Annotated in this window: 16 protein-coding genes; 10 read left to right on the top strand and 6 right to left on the bottom strand. The window is 38.7% G+C overall.

The features are described from left to right. Window positions 1-175: 175 nt before the first annotated feature. The 3 genes from arcC to GNT69_RS03320 all read left to right on the top strand — a co-directional run bounded on the left by arcC (window position 176) and on the right by GNT69_RS03320 (window position 3688). Window positions 176-1168, top strand: a complete 993-nt coding sequence (gene arcC / locus GNT69_RS03330) for a carbamate kinase (RefSeq protein ID WP_203553517.1) — start codon at window positions 176-178, stop codon at window positions 1166-1168. A 366-nt stretch (window positions 1169-1534) separates the two neighbouring features. Next, window positions 1535-2278, top strand: a complete 744-nt coding sequence (locus GNT69_RS03325) for an SDR family NAD(P)-dependent oxidoreductase (protein WP_203553516.1) — start codon at window positions 1535-1537, stop codon at window positions 2276-2278. Between the two features lie 294 nt (window positions 2279-2572). Then, on the top strand, window positions 2573-3688 hold the full coding sequence (locus tag GNT69_RS03320) for an amidohydrolase (protein WP_203553515.1): 1116 nt from the start codon (window positions 2573-2575) through the stop codon (window positions 3686-3688). Window positions 3689-3803: 115 nt separating this feature from the next. On the opposite strand, the gene yppF is transcribed toward GNT69_RS03320, so the two are convergent. Both yppF and GNT69_RS03310 read right to left on the bottom strand, forming a co-directional pair. Next, window positions 3804-4034, bottom strand: a complete 231-nt coding sequence (yppF, locus tag GNT69_RS03315) for a YppF family protein (protein WP_203553514.1) — start codon at window positions 4032-4034, stop codon at window positions 3804-3806. A gap of 173 nt (window positions 4035-4207) precedes the next feature. Further along, window positions 4208-4777 carry a TetR/AcrR family transcriptional regulator gene (locus GNT69_RS03310; protein WP_203553513.1) on the bottom strand — a complete coding sequence of 190 codons (570 nt, stop codon included), beginning with the start codon at window positions 4775-4777 and terminating at the stop codon, window positions 4208-4210. 227 nt (window positions 4778-5004) lie between these two features. On the opposite strand from GNT69_RS03310, the gene GNT69_RS03305 reads away from it, so the two are divergent. Then, window positions 5005-5931, top strand: coding sequence for a DsbA family protein (locus GNT69_RS03305; RefSeq protein ID WP_203553512.1), 927 nt, complete (start codon window positions 5005-5007; stop codon window positions 5929-5931). Between the two features lie 153 nt (window positions 5932-6084). Here GNT69_RS03305 and GNT69_RS03300 read toward each other — a convergent pair whose 3' ends face one another. After that, window positions 6085-6750 carry a YczE/YyaS/YitT family protein gene (locus tag GNT69_RS03300; RefSeq protein WP_343206441.1) on the bottom strand — a complete coding sequence of 222 codons (666 nt, stop codon included), beginning with the start codon at window positions 6748-6750 and terminating at the stop codon, window positions 6085-6087. Between the two features lie 231 nt (window positions 6751-6981). Between GNT69_RS03300 and GNT69_RS03295 the strand changes: the two genes are divergently transcribed. The 3 genes from GNT69_RS03295 to GNT69_RS03285 all read left to right on the top strand — a co-directional run bounded on the left by GNT69_RS03295 (window position 6982) and on the right by GNT69_RS03285 (window position 8285). Then, the gene (locus GNT69_RS03295) at window positions 6982-7287 is read left to right on the top strand and encodes a monooxygenase (RefSeq protein WP_203553511.1); all 306 of its coding nucleotides are present in this window, start codon (window positions 6982-6984) and stop codon (window positions 7285-7287) included. Window positions 7288-7312: 25 nt separating this feature from the next. After that, window positions 7313-7519, top strand: a complete 207-nt coding sequence (locus GNT69_RS03290; RefSeq protein ID WP_203553510.1) for a hypothetical protein — start codon at window positions 7313-7315, stop codon at window positions 7517-7519. Between the two features lie 331 nt (window positions 7520-7850). Next, window positions 7851-8285, top strand: coding sequence for an OsmC family protein (locus GNT69_RS03285; protein ID WP_203553509.1), 435 nt, complete (start codon window positions 7851-7853; stop codon window positions 8283-8285). 93 nt (window positions 8286-8378) lie between these two features. On the opposite strand, the gene GNT69_RS03280 is transcribed toward GNT69_RS03285, so the two are convergent. After that, entirely contained in the window at window positions 8379-9686 is a 1308-nt protein-coding gene (locus GNT69_RS03280) for a short-chain fatty acid transporter (RefSeq protein WP_203553949.1), read from the bottom strand. A 331-nt stretch (window positions 9687-10017) separates the two neighbouring features. Between GNT69_RS03280 and GNT69_RS03275 the strand changes: the two genes are divergently transcribed. Together GNT69_RS03275 and GNT69_RS03270 are read left to right on the top strand one after the other, a co-directional pair. After that, complete coding sequence (locus GNT69_RS03275) at window positions 10018-11400, top strand: 3' terminal RNA ribose 2'-O-methyltransferase Hen1 (protein ID WP_203553508.1); 1383 nt, start codon at window positions 10018-10020, stop codon at window positions 11398-11400. Next, the gene (locus tag GNT69_RS03270) at window positions 11397-13997 is read left to right on the top strand and encodes a polynucleotide kinase-phosphatase (protein ID WP_203553507.1); all 2601 of its coding nucleotides are present in this window, start codon (window positions 11397-11399) and stop codon (window positions 13995-13997) included. The genes GNT69_RS03275 and GNT69_RS03270 overlap by 4 nt, the downstream gene beginning before the upstream one ends. A 181-nt stretch (window positions 13998-14178) precedes the next feature. On the opposite strand, the gene GNT69_RS03265 is transcribed toward GNT69_RS03270, so the two are convergent. After that, window positions 14179-14406, bottom strand: a complete 228-nt coding sequence (locus GNT69_RS03265) for a hypothetical protein (protein ID WP_203553506.1) — start codon at window positions 14404-14406, stop codon at window positions 14179-14181. 88 nt (window positions 14407-14494) lie between these two features. Beyond that, a complete protein-coding gene (locus GNT69_RS03260) occupies window positions 14495-15133 on the bottom strand; it encodes an NAD(P)-dependent oxidoreductase (protein WP_203553505.1) in 639 nt (212 codons plus the stop codon). 220 nt (window positions 15134-15353) lie between these two features. Between GNT69_RS03260 and GNT69_RS03255 the strand changes: the two genes are divergently transcribed. Next, entirely contained in the window at window positions 15354-15776 is a 423-nt protein-coding gene (locus GNT69_RS03255) for an Rrf2 family transcriptional regulator (RefSeq protein WP_203553504.1), read from the top strand. Window positions 15777-15940 lie beyond the last annotated feature (164 nt).

Here is a 15940-nt window from a genome sequence, read left to right as displayed (position 1 = left end):
AGTCTTTAGACTAGAGTTTTTTTAATCAAACAATGTCAGACCTGCTTGAAAAGGAACAGGTTACAACGACAAGCTTATATACATTCTTTAACATTCTGGCAGGCAAGCTTTTTAGAAATCTTTTAGAACAATAAAAAAAAATCATAAATAATTTCGGAAATGAGGCGGTCTAATCATGAGTAAAATTGTTCTAGCTATCGGTGGTAATGCAATCATCAACGAAGGACAAAAAGGCACAATCAGCGAGCAACAAAAAAATATAAATGAAAGTTGTAAACCGGTTCTTGAGTTAATAAAGGAAGGTCATACAGTTGTAATTACCCATGGAAATGGCCCGCAGGTGGGGAATACTTTAATTAAATCTAAAATGGCTGAATCAGTCGTACCATCCTATCCATTAGATGTATGTGATGCAGAAACTCAAGGAAACTTAGGATATTTAATTCAGCAGGCTCTTAAAAATCAAATGACAGAGCACAGTATTGATAAAACGGTTGCAACTGTTGTTACCCAGATGGTTGTTTCTAAAGAGGATGAAGCATTTAAGAATCCTACGAAACCAATTGGACCATTTTATACAAAAGAAGAAATGGAAGAGATTGTTAGTCAAGATAATCTATCTTTTGTAGAAGACAGCGGAAGAGGGTATAGACGAGTAGTAGCTTCTCCAAAGCCTTTGAAAATAGTCGAAAAAGAGGCTGTTGAAGCATTGCTTGATCGAGATATTACGGTGATTACTGCAGGAGGAGGAGGAATTCCTGTTGTAGAAAATAACGGTAGACTTGAAGGTGTAGAGGCAGTTATTGACAAAGATTTTGCTAGTGCTCTATTAGCTGCTGAAATTGACGCAGATTACTTATTTATTTTAACTGGTGTTGAACAGGTTGCTATTAATTTTGGAAAACCAAATCAACAAAACCTATTCGAAATGACTATTGATGAAGCACTTCAGTATATGGATGAAGGACAATTTCCAAAAGGAAGCATGGGGCCAAAAATTGAAGCGGCAATCCTGTTCTTACAAAAAGGAGGAAAGAATGTCATTATTACATCCATTGACAAGCTCCAGGATGCGATTGCTGGAAAAACAGGTACCCGCGTTGTTGCTAATAATGAAAATTCTTCGGAAAATGTGTCAAACAAAGAGGGAGAATTACTAGCTATTTAAAATAGACCTCTTTACTTGACCCTATTTTGGTTTTAATTTCATAGTTTTAAGGCCCCTATGTGTAAAAATAAGGGGTCTTTTTTATGTTCGTGACTGGTGATAGAGCGCCTTTTATCGATTATTTTTATGTTATCGGAATCCTGACATATGTAAAATCCAGCACCTCAAAATCGAATGAACATGTTTAACAATATATATTAGCAAATTCAACTAAAAATGGTTTAATTTTATCTGTTTTATACAATGAATGAAAGCGCTCAACGAGATATAATCAAGATGTAAACATTTTGTGAATTGGTTCACAAAAATATAAAATTCGAGTTTGATCAGGACATTATATTAATTAATTAATTGGAGGAATAGACTATGCGTTTAGATGGTAAAGTTGCAATTATTACTGGTGGAACATTTGGTATTGGTGAAAGTACTGTGCGTTTATTTGCTAAGGAAGGCGCGAAAGTTGTCATTGCTGCTCGTAATGCTGAAAAAGGTGAGAATTTAGTCAATCAAATTAAAGAAGAAGGCGGAGAGGCTCTTTTCGTTAAGACTGATGTATCTAGTGAAGAAAGCGTAGAGAATCTTGTGAAGCAAACGGTTGATACATACGGTAGATTAGATGTATTGTTTGCTAATGCAGGAGTTGGCGATATGCAGGAACTTGCTTTATGTACTACAGAAGAATGGGATAAAACGATTAGTGTTGATTTAACTGGTGTGTTCTTTTGCAATAAATATGCAATTCCAGCAATGGAAAAAAACGGCGGTGGGTCTATTATCAATTGTGCATCCATTTTAGGACATGTTGGACAAATGGCAGTTTCTGCTTATGCAGCAGCAAAGGGTGGCGTTGTAAATATGACTCGTGCAGCAGCAGTTACTTATGCTAACAGAGGAATTAGAATAAACGCTGTATGCCCAGGATACATTGATACACCGATTTTGGAAAGCACACCTAAAGAAATCATTGATCATTTATTATCATTAGTGCCGGCTAGACGTCTTGGAAAACCTGATGAAGTTGCTAATTGCGTATTATTCCTTGCTAGTGATGAATCATCATTTGTTACTGGTGCAAATCTTTTAGTAGATGGTGGTTATACAGCACAATAGACGTCACAGTGACGCCCCGAAAAATCTTGTTTCACAAAAATTGTTCCACGGACAAGGTGTCTAACCACACCGGGAATTATAATGGAAGTTATAAGGAGAGCCCAACATTTAAACATGTTGGGCTCTCCTCTTTTCAAATCGTCACAGTGACGCCCCGAAAAATCTTGTTAATCGGACAGTTGAATGTATATTAATAAATATAGATAATCATTCACACACTCTGCTTTCCATTTGAAATTAATTGATTTTTACATTTTTAAAGATAAATAACATCATAAAGGAGTTAGAGAGACATTGGATAGGAAAAATCTAGAATTAGCGATCCAGCTGCGTCATGAATTGCATCAGCATCCTGAGCTATCAAATAAGGAGGTTTGGACGAAGCAGCATTTAATGGAGTTTCTACAAATCCACACAAAGCTTGAAATTGTTGACCAAGGGGCTTGGTTTTATGCGGTTTACCGTGTTGGGAAAGGGAAGCGGAATATTGCGTTTCGCGCCGATTTCGATGCGCTCCCAATCGATGAAACAATCGACATTCCTCATCGTTCAAAGTTTCCAGGAATCTCTCATAAATGTGGTCATGACGGCCATGCTGCAAGCCTCGCCGCATTTGCACTTGAAGTCGATCAAAACGGTGCCAATCAAAATATCTTTTTTCTTTTTCAGCATGCGGAGGAAACAGGGGACGGTGCCATCCAGTGCGCTTCTTTTATAAAAGAAAATCATATTGACGAAATGTTTGCCTATCACAATATGAGCGGGATGCCGCTTCAATCGGTCAATGTCATTGAGGGAACGGCCCATTATGCGTCAAAGGGAATGACCATTCATATGGAAGGCACCCCTGCCCATGCAAGCCAGCCGGAAACAGGAGTCAACCCTGCATTTGCGATAGCGAAGATCATTGACCGGATTCCAGAATTCACTGCTGCGGATAAAAATCACGGGACGGTCCTTTGCACAGTTATTCAAGTGGCAGTTGGCGAACGGGCGTTTGGAATTGCTGCTAGTAAAGGGGAGTTACTGTTAACGATTCGCGCATTTTATGAAGCAGAGTTGGATCAGCTCCAGCACAACCTTGAAGATTTTGCACTTGAACAAGCCGAAAAATACGGCTTAAAGGTACGTTTTTCTTATCATGATGTCTTCCCAGAAACGGTGAACCACAAGGAAAGCATTGATAAGGTGCGTAAGGTGTGCCAAGCAAAGGGAATTGTATTAAATGAAATGACGGAAGCATTCCGGGCATCCGAAGACTTTGGCTATTATACGAAACTTACAAAAGGAGCCATGATCTTCATCGGAAACGGAGAAACGTACCCGCATATCCATACAGTTGACTATGATTTCCGCGACGAACTAATTGAAACTGCGGTGGAGGTGTTTAAGGGAGTTGCGTCACTGTGACGCCCCGAAAAATCTTGTTTCACAAGGATTGTTCCACGAAAAAACAGCTGTTTGACTTTAAATAAAGGAAAAAAAGCCCTGGTTTAGGGCTTTTTTTCTTTTGATCCTTTTGTTTTTAGCCTGGAATGTTTACTCTTTGCAGATGGTTTTGGTTAAATTTCATGATATAAGATTGGGGTTTTTCTGCTTGGCGCTTATCAAGTTCAAAGTAGAGTTGCTTATATTCAACGATGCAGATTTCTCTATTAAGATACTGCTTTTGGATAAAGTCTAGTAGTTCATTCGCGTGAAGGGGAGCCTGATTCTTTTCTTCCATAAAACGATTGGTTAATCTTTCCATTAACATATAAATCACTCCACTTTTAGATTTTCAATTGGCAGACGAAAACGCTTCCACATGTCAAGTATAATACGAAATTTTCATAATCGTTAATGATGAAATTTTCAAACTTTCGACACATTTTGATTAAATTGTCGAACTGTCACAGTGACGCCCCGAATAATCTTCAGGGCTTCCACTCAACTAAAGTGACCTTTAAATTCGATTCCATTCATAATAAAAGGAAGGAGGGATTTGATAAATTCTTCCGGTGGTACGTCACTATTTCTCCTCCATTCTACAGATGCTCCGTACATTCCCCAACTTAACATGACAGCTGTTCGCTTTAGTGCGTTATTTTCGTCAATGGAATGTTTTTTTAGCAACATTTTGTAAAAAATATGTTCAAGTTGTTCCCTAATAATCCGAGCAATAGTGTCTTCGTATCCTCGATGGCAACGACTGGATAATGTCTTTTGAAAATTTGTGGTCGCTTTGAAAATGTTCACAAACGATTCTTCGTTTAATTCGTTATTTTGGTAAAAATCACCATCCAAATTAACTAACAAAACTTCTGATAATACCTTTTCCAATAAGTCATAAATATCCTCAAAATGATAATAAAATGTGGCACGATTAATCATCGCCTCAGTTGTAATATCTTTAACGGTTATATCCTTAAATTCTTTTTGTCCTGAAAGTTCGATGAAAGCATCCATAATTAATTTGCGAGTACGTACAACTCGCGGATCCGTCTTTGATTGAGTCATTTTGTTTTCACTCCTACTTTTTAAACAATTTCTCCAATGTGTTGGATATACGACAATTCCACAGAACTATTGGTGTTGATGATTTTTATTATCGCTTAAAATGCAATTATAGGGTAAATAATGGTTTTCGTCATTCAGCTCGGTTTAATGGATTGGAAAACAATGATAAAAAAAGAATTAAAGTGGGGAGTAGCCTCATTAATTTTATATAATTGGAGGGAAATGGAATGAAAAATAATAACAATATGATATGTGATTTAGAAACAGGGGTATGTGGAGTAGCTGGGGAGGAGGAAATGGAGATCATCGATTTTAATCAACCGAAAAAATCTATTCGACTATATTATGTGACGGATCCTATTTGTTCTCATTGCTGGGCGATTGAACCTGAGCTGCGTCGTTTTGTCGAGCAGTATGGAGCTTATTTTCATTTTCATACGGTGATGGGTGGTTTGCTTGAAAAGTGGCATGATGGACCAATCGACCCTGCAAATGGTATTTATAAACCAGCCGACGTTGCGGGCCACTGGAGGGAAGTTGGGAAATATTCAAGGATGCCAATTGATGGGTCTTTAATGATTGATAATCCTGTGCAATCCTCTTATCCACCTTCCCGTGTTTTTAAGGTGATTCAAAAGAATCATAGTGATGAAAAAGCATTTGAATATTTGCGCCGTGCTAGAGAAGATCTTTTCATTTTTAATAAAAATATTTCAGATCCAGCGGTTATGATTGAAATCGTTGATGCACTTGGTTTTGATGGAAAAGCAATTGTAGAAGAAGCTGAACAACCAAGCGGCCAACAATTATTGAATGAAGATTTTGCGTTAGCGAGAAGTTTAGGCGCTAGAGGTTTTCCGACGATTGTTATGATCAATGAAGAAAATAAAGGTGTGAAAATTGTTGGCGGTCGCCCGATTCAATCCTATGTTGACGGCTTAAAACAAGTTCTCGGTGTGGAAGAACTACAACCAAAACAACAACCCTCTCTTTCTAGCTTGCTTAAAAAGGAAAAGCTATTGTTCTCGAAGGAAATTGAAGTCATGTATGATGTAGAGAAATCAGCCGTTCGCTCATTTATTGAAAAAGAGCTGTTGCCAAATAGTTATCAAATCGAGGAGATTTTAGGAGAATGTTTCGTGTCGTCACAGTGACGCCCCGAATAATCTTGTTTCACAAGGATTGTTCCACGGCCGGATTTTAGGTTGGAGTGGATTGGAAAGGTTGGTTCTTGGGGGTCCCGCGCAAGTGATGCAAGAAAATAAAAAAAAGCTTGCAGCAAATAATAAATTTTACTGCAAGCTTTTTTACATTCGTTCTTCCCTTGTCAAGCCGATATAGTTATTACCAACCACATGTTTGGCGCTCATGGATTTCTCTAATATTTTTCGGCTATATCCGAGCGACAGTTGAATGATTGGCCCAAGTGCAAAGGCCATGATGACCGTTCCAATTCCAATCGGCCCGCCTATAAGAAAACCTGTGATAGCGACAACGACTTCCATGACGGTTCGTGCGAGAGTTATGCTGCAACGGAATTTTTTTACGATAAGCAGCATTAAACTATCCCTTGGACCTGAACCTAAATTAGCAGAAAGATAGATACCCCCGCCGATCCCCATCAATACAACACCAAGGAGAAAATTCAATAATTGGAACGGAAAAGTATGTGGATCTGGCAATATCCAGTTGAAAAAATCGATAAATATACCAACAAGAATCAAGTTTATATACGTTCCGATTTTTGGAAACTCACGTAAACCCATCGAAGCGATAATAATAATGATGATGCCAACAATAATCGCCCAAAGTCCAATCGATAGCCCTAGGTTATTAAATAAACCGATGTGCAGTACGTCCCAAGAACTGACACCTAAACGTTGGCCCTTAACAGTAAAAGCCACCCCAAGCCCCAAAATAATCAGACCAACAAAAAAGAATAGCCACTTATTAAACCCAATCCCCTTATTCACTTAATCCCTTCTTTCTACTAATGAAAACAATTATAACAGAAAAAACCGTCACAGTGACGCCCCGAAAAATCTTGTTTCACGGGATGTTCCACGGGCATAGGGCTTTTTCCTCGCTAGTTCTTTTGAAATGGGGGATAATATATTGGAAAAGTATCATTATAAATTTGTGATTTAGAGACGAACTTCTAGGTGAAACCCATTATAACCAAAAAATAACAAGGAGGAATGAACATGGCATACGTATTACAGGTGGATTTTAAAATGAATGGACCATTTGGAGAGGAAATGGCGGAAGGTTTTTCTGATTTAGCGAAAAGCATCAATGAAGAGGAGGGCTTCATCTGGAAAATTTGGACGGAGAATCCCGAAACACAGGAAGCTGGTGGAGTGTATCTTTTTGAAACAAAAGAAACCGCTGAAAAATATATTGATATGCATACAAAAAGATTAGCAGGCTTTGGAATAACAGATGTCAATGCAAAGATTTTTGCGATTAATTCGAAACTGACTGAGATTACGAAAGGGCCGGTAAAATAACAGTCCGCACAGTGACGCCCCGATAATGTTAATTGGCATCGTCCTCGGCCCATTAGCGGAACGTTCCCTCCGCCAATCATTGATTATGTCGGACGGGAGCATGAAAATCTTCTTTGAAAGCCCAATTTCAATTATCTTTATTCTGTTGACTTGTTTCACACTTATTATGCCAATCGCTCGTGCGTATAAAGGCAAGAAAAGTGAAGACAAGGGGCAGCCGACGTCGCTTTAGTTGAGTGGGGGAAAGTCTCCCTCTTGGCTTAAGTGTTTTTTGTTTTCACGAAGCGTTCGTTCGTGTGGAGGTTTTTATGTCTATTTTTTTGACGTTAAGGGGGGCGTTTTAATTAGGTTAATAAAATTTTCAAAATAACTTTGTACCGTAATTGTCAAATGAAACTAGCATATGGAAACAAAAATAGTTATTGATTATAAAAAATTTTATGATAACATAAATACATAAAGTCATATACGATTACTTGGTTTTAAAAGTAGATTAAAAGTGAAAATCTAGGTTAGGAAGTTACACGAAGTAATTACGATGGAATGAAAGGGAGAGATACATAATGGCATTAACAACAGTTAAGGCAAAGACTTTTTTAAAAGAGAACGTGCTAGTGGAAGCTGAGGCTAGAAGTCATAAGGTTATTATCGATGAGCCTGCAGAACTAGGGGGAACAGACAAAGGAATGAATCCGGTTGAACTCCTTCTTTCTGCTTTAGGTGCTTGCCAAGCAATCGTAGCAAGAACTTATGCGAAAAAATTCGAGATTGATCTTCAAAACTTTTGGGTTGAAGTAGAAGGGGACCTTGACATTGACGGATTTCTCGGTAAGTCGGATGTACGCCCCGGTTTTCAAACGATAAGATATACGTTCCATATTGAAACAACAGCACCTCAAGAAAAAGTCGAGGCATATAAAGAATATATCGAAGCACACTGCCCTGTAGGCGATACAATTGCAAATACAGTTAATCTTGTCTCCGTAGAGTCACAGTGACGCCCCGGAATTTGTCGAAATAAAGAGGGTTCTTAACTGCCCATGACACAAAGAAGCCTGGTTCTGAATGGAACCAGGCTTCTTTGTTATTTTTTAATAAACAAAGTAAATTAAAATGGATGTAATGACGCCGACCCATATGCTTAGGAGGATGCAGTATCCCATGATATGTCTTATGTGGAGGCCAACAATGCTCAGGATTGGCAATGCCCAGAATGGTTGAATTAGATTCGTCCAGGCATCTCCCCAGCCGACAGCCATTGCGACCGTAGCGGGATCGACCCCTGCTTGGATGGCCGCTGGAATTTGAAGAGGTCCTTGTAAAGCCCATTGGCCTCCTCCTGATGGAGCTAAAATATTAACGATTCCAGCTGTCCAATAGGAAAAGACGGCAAATGTCTCTTGATTTGAAATCGAAGCTAATCCGGTGATAATCCTTTCTCCAAGACCAGAACTTCCTAGAATTGCAATGATGGCTGCATAAAATGGAAATTGGAGAATGATCGGTGAAATTGAACTTGCCGCCTCTTTAAAAGCATTTCCATACTGCCATAAAGAACGATGAAACAATAAACCAAGTGATAAAAAGGTCATATTAATGATATTTAAGTCTAAATCACTGTTACTCGATAGTCTTAAAATGACATATATTAAGCCAATTGCCCCAATGACAATTCCTAAAATCGGCGTTTTTTCTAAATAAACGGCTGGAACAGATTCATCAGCATCTTGAGTGTTATTTTTCGGTAAAGGCTTGGTTTTTGGAGGAGTATAAGGAATGATATTTTTTTTCGGAGCTAATAGTAGGATGAAAATAGGCAATGTTAGCAGCAACGTTAGGAAAATGATGATTGTTCCGGGATGAAAGATTGTCTCCGAAGTGGGAATAACCCCCATCACATCTGCTAAAAAATGACCTTCTGTGGCAACCGTAAGTCCGATTGAACTTGATAATCCAGCTGTATAAAGAACGGTTGGAGTATAAGCACAGGCAACAAGTAGCGGGAAGTGTGCCTTGTCATTTCTTTTTCCAACTTCTCGGGCAACAATGGCTCCTACGACAACTGCAAGGCCCCAGTTGATATAGTAGGCAGCAGCAGAAATGAAAAAGGTAAAAAGATACGCTTTAGTTGCTGTATTCGCTTTTGCTGAAATCTTCTCTAATCCCTTTCGAATAAAAGGAACCGTCGCTAGCACCATCCCTGTCATTAACAATAAAATCATCTGCATGGTAAAAGCCAAGTAGACCCAAAAACCATCGCCATAAGACCTAACGAGATCGAGCGGGTCTTTCGGACTGCTGAAAAAACCTAATATAAATACGAATAAAGTCATCAAAACAGCAATCACAAAGGCATCTGGCAAATACCGAGAAACAAACTTTGAAAATGACTCAGCCATTCTATTTAACAAAATAATCCCCCCTTTTCTTATTAAAATGATATGAGGAGTTCTAGTGAATATTCTTGGAACATAGCGCTCGTCACAGACGGCTCGATTATTGTCCTTGTTGTGTTCCTAATATTACCATAGCGCGATTTTATGACTTCTTAAATAATTTGGTGTCAATGTATAATGGCAAATAAAGGGTAATAACTTTTGTAAGTTTTAATTCCTACATATGCTATACGTAGTTTCTAAAAACACAACCAAATAAATTTAGAACGTATTTTAAGTGAAGTTTAATGGTATTATCATTGTAAAATAGACCAACTGAAGGGTGCTGAAATGCATGCAGTTACGGATAAAAGCAAAAGGGGAAGGTGCAGAGAATTTATCTTATTTATTGGCAAAAAACCCTAATAATCTCTATGACCGGGATGAAAAATTCTTCCGAGTCCGATTCGTCTTTCCTACTTTTGGTGAAAAAGAATCAGAGGCACTTATTTTTGTCACCCCTGATTCAGTGGAATTAGTGAGAAACAGCCCAAATACATACGACATTACCCAATATATAAACGATCGGGAGTTTGTTGTTAGCAGTTTGTTTTGTACTTCGATTAGAAAAGCTTTAGGGACGGCTTTAAATGGGAAGCCAAAAGAAGAATATCTTGAATGGGTGGATCATAAGTTCGATTTAGAGATTGGCTTTGGTCCAATCGCCTCTCAAATTTCTGATGAGGGGTTGAGAGAACTGTTTCTTCCCCTCGGCTATAGCCTTGAAATTGAGCGTGGACAAACGGATTATTCATTTGACTTAAAACAACGTAGTTCGGTACGATTCCTCACTTTGAAAGGCAACGTAACTGTACAAAATGCATTAAGGCATCTGTTTATTCTTATTCCGGTTATCGATAACTATAAGCATTATTTTATTGATGACCGTGAGATTGATAAATTAGAACGGTACGGAGAAGGGTGGCTTGAGAAGCATCCGTTAAGAGATTACATTATTAAACAATCCCTCCGATTTTCAGATGTGATTCAAAAGGCGGAACAGTCTCTTCCTATTAAAAGTGATCATGAAAAGAACAAAGTGAGTCAAAAAAATCAAACGATCCCAAAAGTAAGATTGAATCAACTTCGCTATGAGGCAATTGTCGAAAAAATAAGCTCTCTTCCATTAAAACAAAGAATCGTTGATCTTGGGTCCGGGGAAGGGAAACTTTCTGTTCGTTTAGGGACAATCAAAGGGGTAAAAGAAATCCTAGCTGTAGAGCCCTCCGAATCTGCGCAGCTTAAAGCCATGGAGAGATTTGAAAAAGCGGGTAAGCATGGTGATTATCTTTTGCCAACTCCAATTATGGGTTCCCTTTTTTATTATGATGAGAGATTGCTCAATGCGGACGTGATAATTTTATGTGAAGTCATCGAGCATATTGATGAACATCGCCTGCAAGGTATTATGAAGATGATCCTAGGAGAATACGAGCCGAAGGCACTGATTGTGACAACGCCAAACCAAGAGTATAACGCTGTATATGATCTGAATGAAAACATGCGTCATTTGGACCATCGCTTTGAGTGGACAAGATCGGAATTTAAGTCGAAGTGTGAAGAATGGATTCAAAACTTCCCTTATACTACCAAGTTTGAGGGGATCGGACAAGAACATGAAGAATTTGGGCATCCAACCCAAATGTGCACCTTTGTAAAAAAGGAGGGGAACGAATGAGCAAAAAAATAATGCTCCCTTATGCTGGAATTGTTTTATTAATTGGACCTTCTAATAGTGGCAAAACGACTTTTTTAAAAAAATGGACGGATAAAGGTGTGCTACAGGCGTCTGAAATCGTTAGTTCAGACCAATTTCGACTATTAGTTGCTGATAATGACTTTATCGAGTGGTCAAATCGACCGAAGGATGAAGCAGATGTTTTGTTTGAAGAATATAAGCTCATTTCTAAGCATGCATTTGATGCGATGGATTCCATGATTATCAAAAGAGCTCAGTTAGGCAGGTTGACGATTATTGATGCCACCCATCTTCACGCAGAAGATCGAAAAAAATATATAGAAATGGCGAAAGAGCATCATATTCCGTGTGTCGCAATTGTGTTTGATCTCCCACAAGAGATTTTGTTGGAAAGAGATGAGAATCGGGATTTTCCGAGAGGGAAAAAGAGGGTAAAACAGCAGGTGCAAATATTTGCTAAAAATAAGCGGTTTATTCAAAAAGAGGGCTTTCGTTTTTATTACAGTTTAAAGCTTAATGAAGTCGAAGCGATAGACCTTGTTCGAGAAACGAACCCAATTGAGCGAGATGTAGGTGTAGGGCTTGATTTTATCGGCGATGTTCATGGTTGTTACGATGAGCTTCTTGATTTGTTAGGCCAATTAGGCTATGCAGCCAATGAAGAAGGGCTATATGTTCATCCTGAAGGGAGAAGGTTTGTGTCTGTCGGAGATGTGATGAGCCGGGGGCCACGGTCGTTAGATTGCATGATCTTTTTTAAGAGACATGTTGATGCAAACCTTTGTTTGATGATTGACAGCAATCACGGCTGGAAGGTTGCCAGATGGCTTGACGGTCGAAAAGTTACGCTTTCACATGGTGATGAAAAAGTTGCTGCGGAATTTGAACAATATCAGCAACAGTTTGGCGAAGAGGAAACGAATCAATTAAAGAGAGAGCTCAAGGACTTTTTGTTGAATGCACCTTCACACTACGTCTTTCTGAAGAATGGAGTCAGAGTCGTTGTGGCTGCTCATGCAGGGATAAAGGATAATTATATTGGCAAGCAATCTCACGCTATTTCTGATTTTTGCAGATACGGGGACACAGATGGAGTGGATGAACGAGGAAAACCAATTCGCAAAGACTGGTATGCTCATCATGAACGAAAAGAGCTGATCATCTGGGGGCATGACCCGAAGCCGCAAGCCTTGTTGATGAATAATACACTTAATATCGACCAAGGAGTAGTGTTTGGAGGCATGCTAACGGGATTCAGATATCCAGAACGGACATTTTTTTCCGTTAAGGCAAAGCAGGATTATTCTGAAACAACCGATAATCCGATTGCAGAATGGAAGAGTAAGCGTTTGAACCCGCCGAATATTGCAAGATTTATAAATGGATACTCCGTTTTAACCGAACAATACGGTGAAATAAATACTCATAATAGTGTTGTAAAGGCGGCAATCGATTCAATTTCCCATTATACGGTGCCGATAGAGGAATTAATTTACATTCCGCCAACGATGAGTCCGACCCCTGAACCTTCAAAGCTTCCTGATTATTTAGAACACCCTCAGGAAGCATTTGATTATTATCGTTCTCATGGGGTTGAAACAATGGTGGTTGAAAAAAAACATATGGGAAGCAGAGGTATTCTTCTACTTTTTAAAAATAAAGAAGCAGCCGTACAGTATGTCGGAAGACCTACACTTGGCGCAATCTATACTCGTAAAGGTCGACCGTTTTTTTCAAAAGAAACGGAACAGCAAATCATCGATAAAATTGTTCAAGACTTGCAATGTTATTTTTATGAGCAAAAGACGGATTATGTATTGCTGGACGCGGAGATTTTACCGTGGAATGTAAAGGCAAAAGAACTGATTAGCACTCAGTATGCTCATGTAGGGGAAGCAGCGTTATTACATCGATTGAAGTTGATTGAAAAATTGCAGGAAGCTCAAAAAGAGGGCAGAGAAGTTGGTTCGTGGCTAGATGAACTGTACACAAAAGCTCAGAATGTGAACGTGTTTCGAGAAGTGTTCCAAAAATATTGCTGGAATACAAATGGGATGGATGGAATTCAAATTGCTCCATTTCATCTTTTAGCACATAGTAATCAGACTTTCTTTGATAAATCGCATATTTGGCATATGGAAAAGAATCGTGAGTTTAGTTCCTTATCAGAACTGTTTATCCCTACAGAATTCATGGTTGTTAAAGACCAAGAATCCATGGAACAAGCGATTAACTGGTGGTCAGAAATGACCAAAGTTGGCCACGAAGGCTTCGTTGTCAAACCAGAGCAGTTCATTTCAAGGAATCAAAAAGGCCAGCTCCTTCAACCTGCGATAAAAGTCAGAGGCCGAAATTATTTGCACATCATTTATGGAATTGATTATTTACTTCCAGAAAATCTAGAAAGACTGAAAAAACGAAGCGTAGGGAAAAAGCAGCGACATGCACTAATGGAGTTTGCCTTAGGCATTGAAGGAATCAAACGGTTTGTAACTAAAGATTCGCTAGAAAGAATCCATGAATGCGTTCTCGCAACACTAGCTCTCGAGGAAGAAGCGGTTGATCCGAGGTTATAGCGAAACATGTGAACGGTTCTATGCTTTCCTATTTTTTTCGAAAATTCCGTCGCAGGGCGCGCTGCACAGTGACGCCCCGGAGTTTGAAGTCGAAGAACGCTTTACAAAAATGTCCTAGGCTGCCTAGACGGTCATAAAAGGATAATAAAAAATGGCTTGGTGAAGAATCCAAGCCATTTTTTTACTGTTTATCTCCGTTTGAATTGACTTCTGCAAAGGAATTCCTTAGGCTAAACCAGTGAGCAAGTAAATACATGAACGTTAAGATAATAAATGAATACGCTAACGACCAATCAATTCTTTTATACAGATCAAGAATGGTTAACAGTGGCAGACCGACAAATGCACCAAAACCGCCAAAAATAATGGCTTTAATGAATGGATTCACTCGAGGCTTGTATTGTACCATTCACGTCACAGTGACGCCCCGAGATTTGTCGAATTATCTGCAAGGCATTTTATCAATTTCTGTGTTCATTCACTAGTGAGAGCATGACTTATTCTGCTTCGCCAACGACAGTAAAACGTTCGTTAATGTGCTGTGGATTCTCGATTTCATCTAAAACGGCGATTGCGTAATCCTCATAACTGATATAGCTTTCCCCTTTTGAATTGACAAGAAGATGATCTTTTCCTTTCTTATAAGATCCAGTTCTTTTTCCTTCCGGGTCAAATACGGCAGAAGGACTGATAAATGTCCATGTGATGCCAGTTGTTGTCTGTAATTCTTGCAAGTTTCGCCCTTGCCCTTTTGCTGTTGGTTTCACAAAGTCTGGAAATTCAGGTGTATCAATTAGCTGAACCGTTTTATTTTCATCGACATAAAGACTGCCAGCCCCACCGACAATGATAGCTCTTGTATTCGTTCCTTTTAAAGCCTCAATTAAAGCATGTCCAGCGTCTACATGTGCTTGCTCTTCGCCAAGTGGAGCACCGAAAGCATTTACGACAACGTCAAACGGTTTAATATCTTCTGATGTGAGGTCAAATATATTCTTTTCAATAACAGAAACACTCTTATCTGAAAGCTTTGCCGCATCTCGTACAATTGCTGTTACGGTTTTCCCGCGACTAACTGCTTCTTTTAAAATAAGACTACCTACTTTTCCGCTTGCACCAATAATTCCTATTTTCATTTTATAGTCCTCCAACAATGATTAATTTAGTTGTAATCATCTTGATTACCTGTAATTATTTTAATTACAACATAGTTGATTGTCAACTATTTAAAATCAACTTTTAATATGATTCACTTTTTAAGTTATAATAAACTTGTAATCGAATGAATTACATGTTGAACATATTCATTTATATTTTATATAATCGAAAAAAAAGAACGAAAGAAGGGGACTGAAGATGTCCATCAGCAGCAGGTTTTCTGTTGGAATTCATATATTAACGCTAATTGAAATCAATAAAAATGGAGTAAGTTCATCTGAATTTTTAGCCGGAAGTGTAAACACGAACCCCGCCGTGATCAGAAAAATTATGGGGATGCTAAAAAAAGCAGGATTAATTAAAGTGCAGCCTGGTATTGCAGGAGCAGAACTCGCAAAGGAATTATCGGATATTACATTGCTTGATGTTTATAAAGCCGTTAATGTTGTCAAGGACAACGAACTGTTTAGTATTCACGAAAATCCAAATCCTGATTGTCCCGTCGGAAGAAATATTCAAAATACAATTGAACCACTCTTTTTCAGCGCTCAAACTGCATTGGAGAAGGTACTCGAAAATGTAACGATTGAAGAAGTCGTAAAGGGAATTTCGTCACAGTGACGCCCCGAAATTTGTCGAACGAAACATGCGAAACATGGGGCGGTTCTGCCGTTTCCATGTTTTTTACCTTATATGGTACGAAGAATTGAACAGTATACTCGGTTATATATAACAATGATTTCCTTCACTTAAATATAGGTAAATTGTGCTATGATGTTTGTATC

Origin of the sequence: Bacillus sp. B15-48, from assembly GCF_016879755.1 — a bacterium.
GTDB lineage: Bacteria > Bacillota > Bacilli > Bacillales > Cytobacillaceae > Mesobacillus_B.
This window is presented reverse-complemented; position numbering and strand designations above follow the sequence as displayed.

Bases quoted from the DNA above. Each gene is read 5' to 3' on its own strand.
- GNT69_RS03275 (WP_203553508.1), top strand. From the start codon at position 10,018: ATGCAGTTACGGATAAAAGCAAAAGGGGAAGGTGCAGAGAATTTATCT.
- GNT69_RS03290 (WP_203553510.1), top strand. From the start codon at position 7,313: ATGTTAATTGGCATCGTCCTCGGCCCATTAGCGGAACGTTCCCTCCGC.
- yppF (WP_203553514.1), bottom strand. From the start codon at position 4,034: ATGTTAATGGAAAGATTAACCAATCGTTTTATGGAAGAAAAGAATCAG.
- GNT69_RS03260 (WP_203553505.1), bottom strand. From the start codon at position 15,133: ATGAAAATAGGAATTATTGGTGCAAGCGGAAAAGTAGGTAGTCTTATT.
- arcC (WP_203553517.1), top strand. From the start codon at position 176: ATGAGTAAAATTGTTCTAGCTATCGGTGGTAATGCAATCATCAACGAA.
- GNT69_RS03255 (WP_203553504.1), top strand. From the start codon at position 15,354: ATGTCCATCAGCAGCAGGTTTTCTGTTGGAATTCATATATTAACGCTA.
- GNT69_RS03285 (WP_203553509.1), top strand. From the start codon at position 7,851: ATGGCATTAACAACAGTTAAGGCAAAGACTTTTTTAAAAGAGAACGTG.
- GNT69_RS03310 (WP_203553513.1), bottom strand. From the start codon at position 4,777: ATGACTCAATCAAAGACGGATCCGCGAGTTGTACGTACTCGCAAATTA.
- GNT69_RS03295 (WP_203553511.1), top strand. From the start codon at position 6,982: ATGGCATACGTATTACAGGTGGATTTTAAAATGAATGGACCATTTGGA.
- GNT69_RS03325 (WP_203553516.1), top strand. From the start codon at position 1,535: ATGCGTTTAGATGGTAAAGTTGCAATTATTACTGGTGGAACATTTGGT.
- GNT69_RS03280 (WP_203553949.1), bottom strand. From the start codon at position 9,686: ATGGCTGAGTCATTTTCAAAGTTTGTTTCTCGGTATTTGCCAGATGCC.
- GNT69_RS03305 (WP_203553512.1), top strand. From the start codon at position 5,005: ATGAAAAATAATAACAATATGATATGTGATTTAGAAACAGGGGTATGT.
- GNT69_RS03270 (WP_203553507.1), top strand. From the start codon at position 11,397: ATGAGCAAAAAAATAATGCTCCCTTATGCTGGAATTGTTTTATTAATT.
- GNT69_RS03265 (WP_203553506.1), bottom strand. From the start codon at position 14,406: ATGGTACAATACAAGCCTCGAGTGAATCCATTCATTAAAGCCATTATT.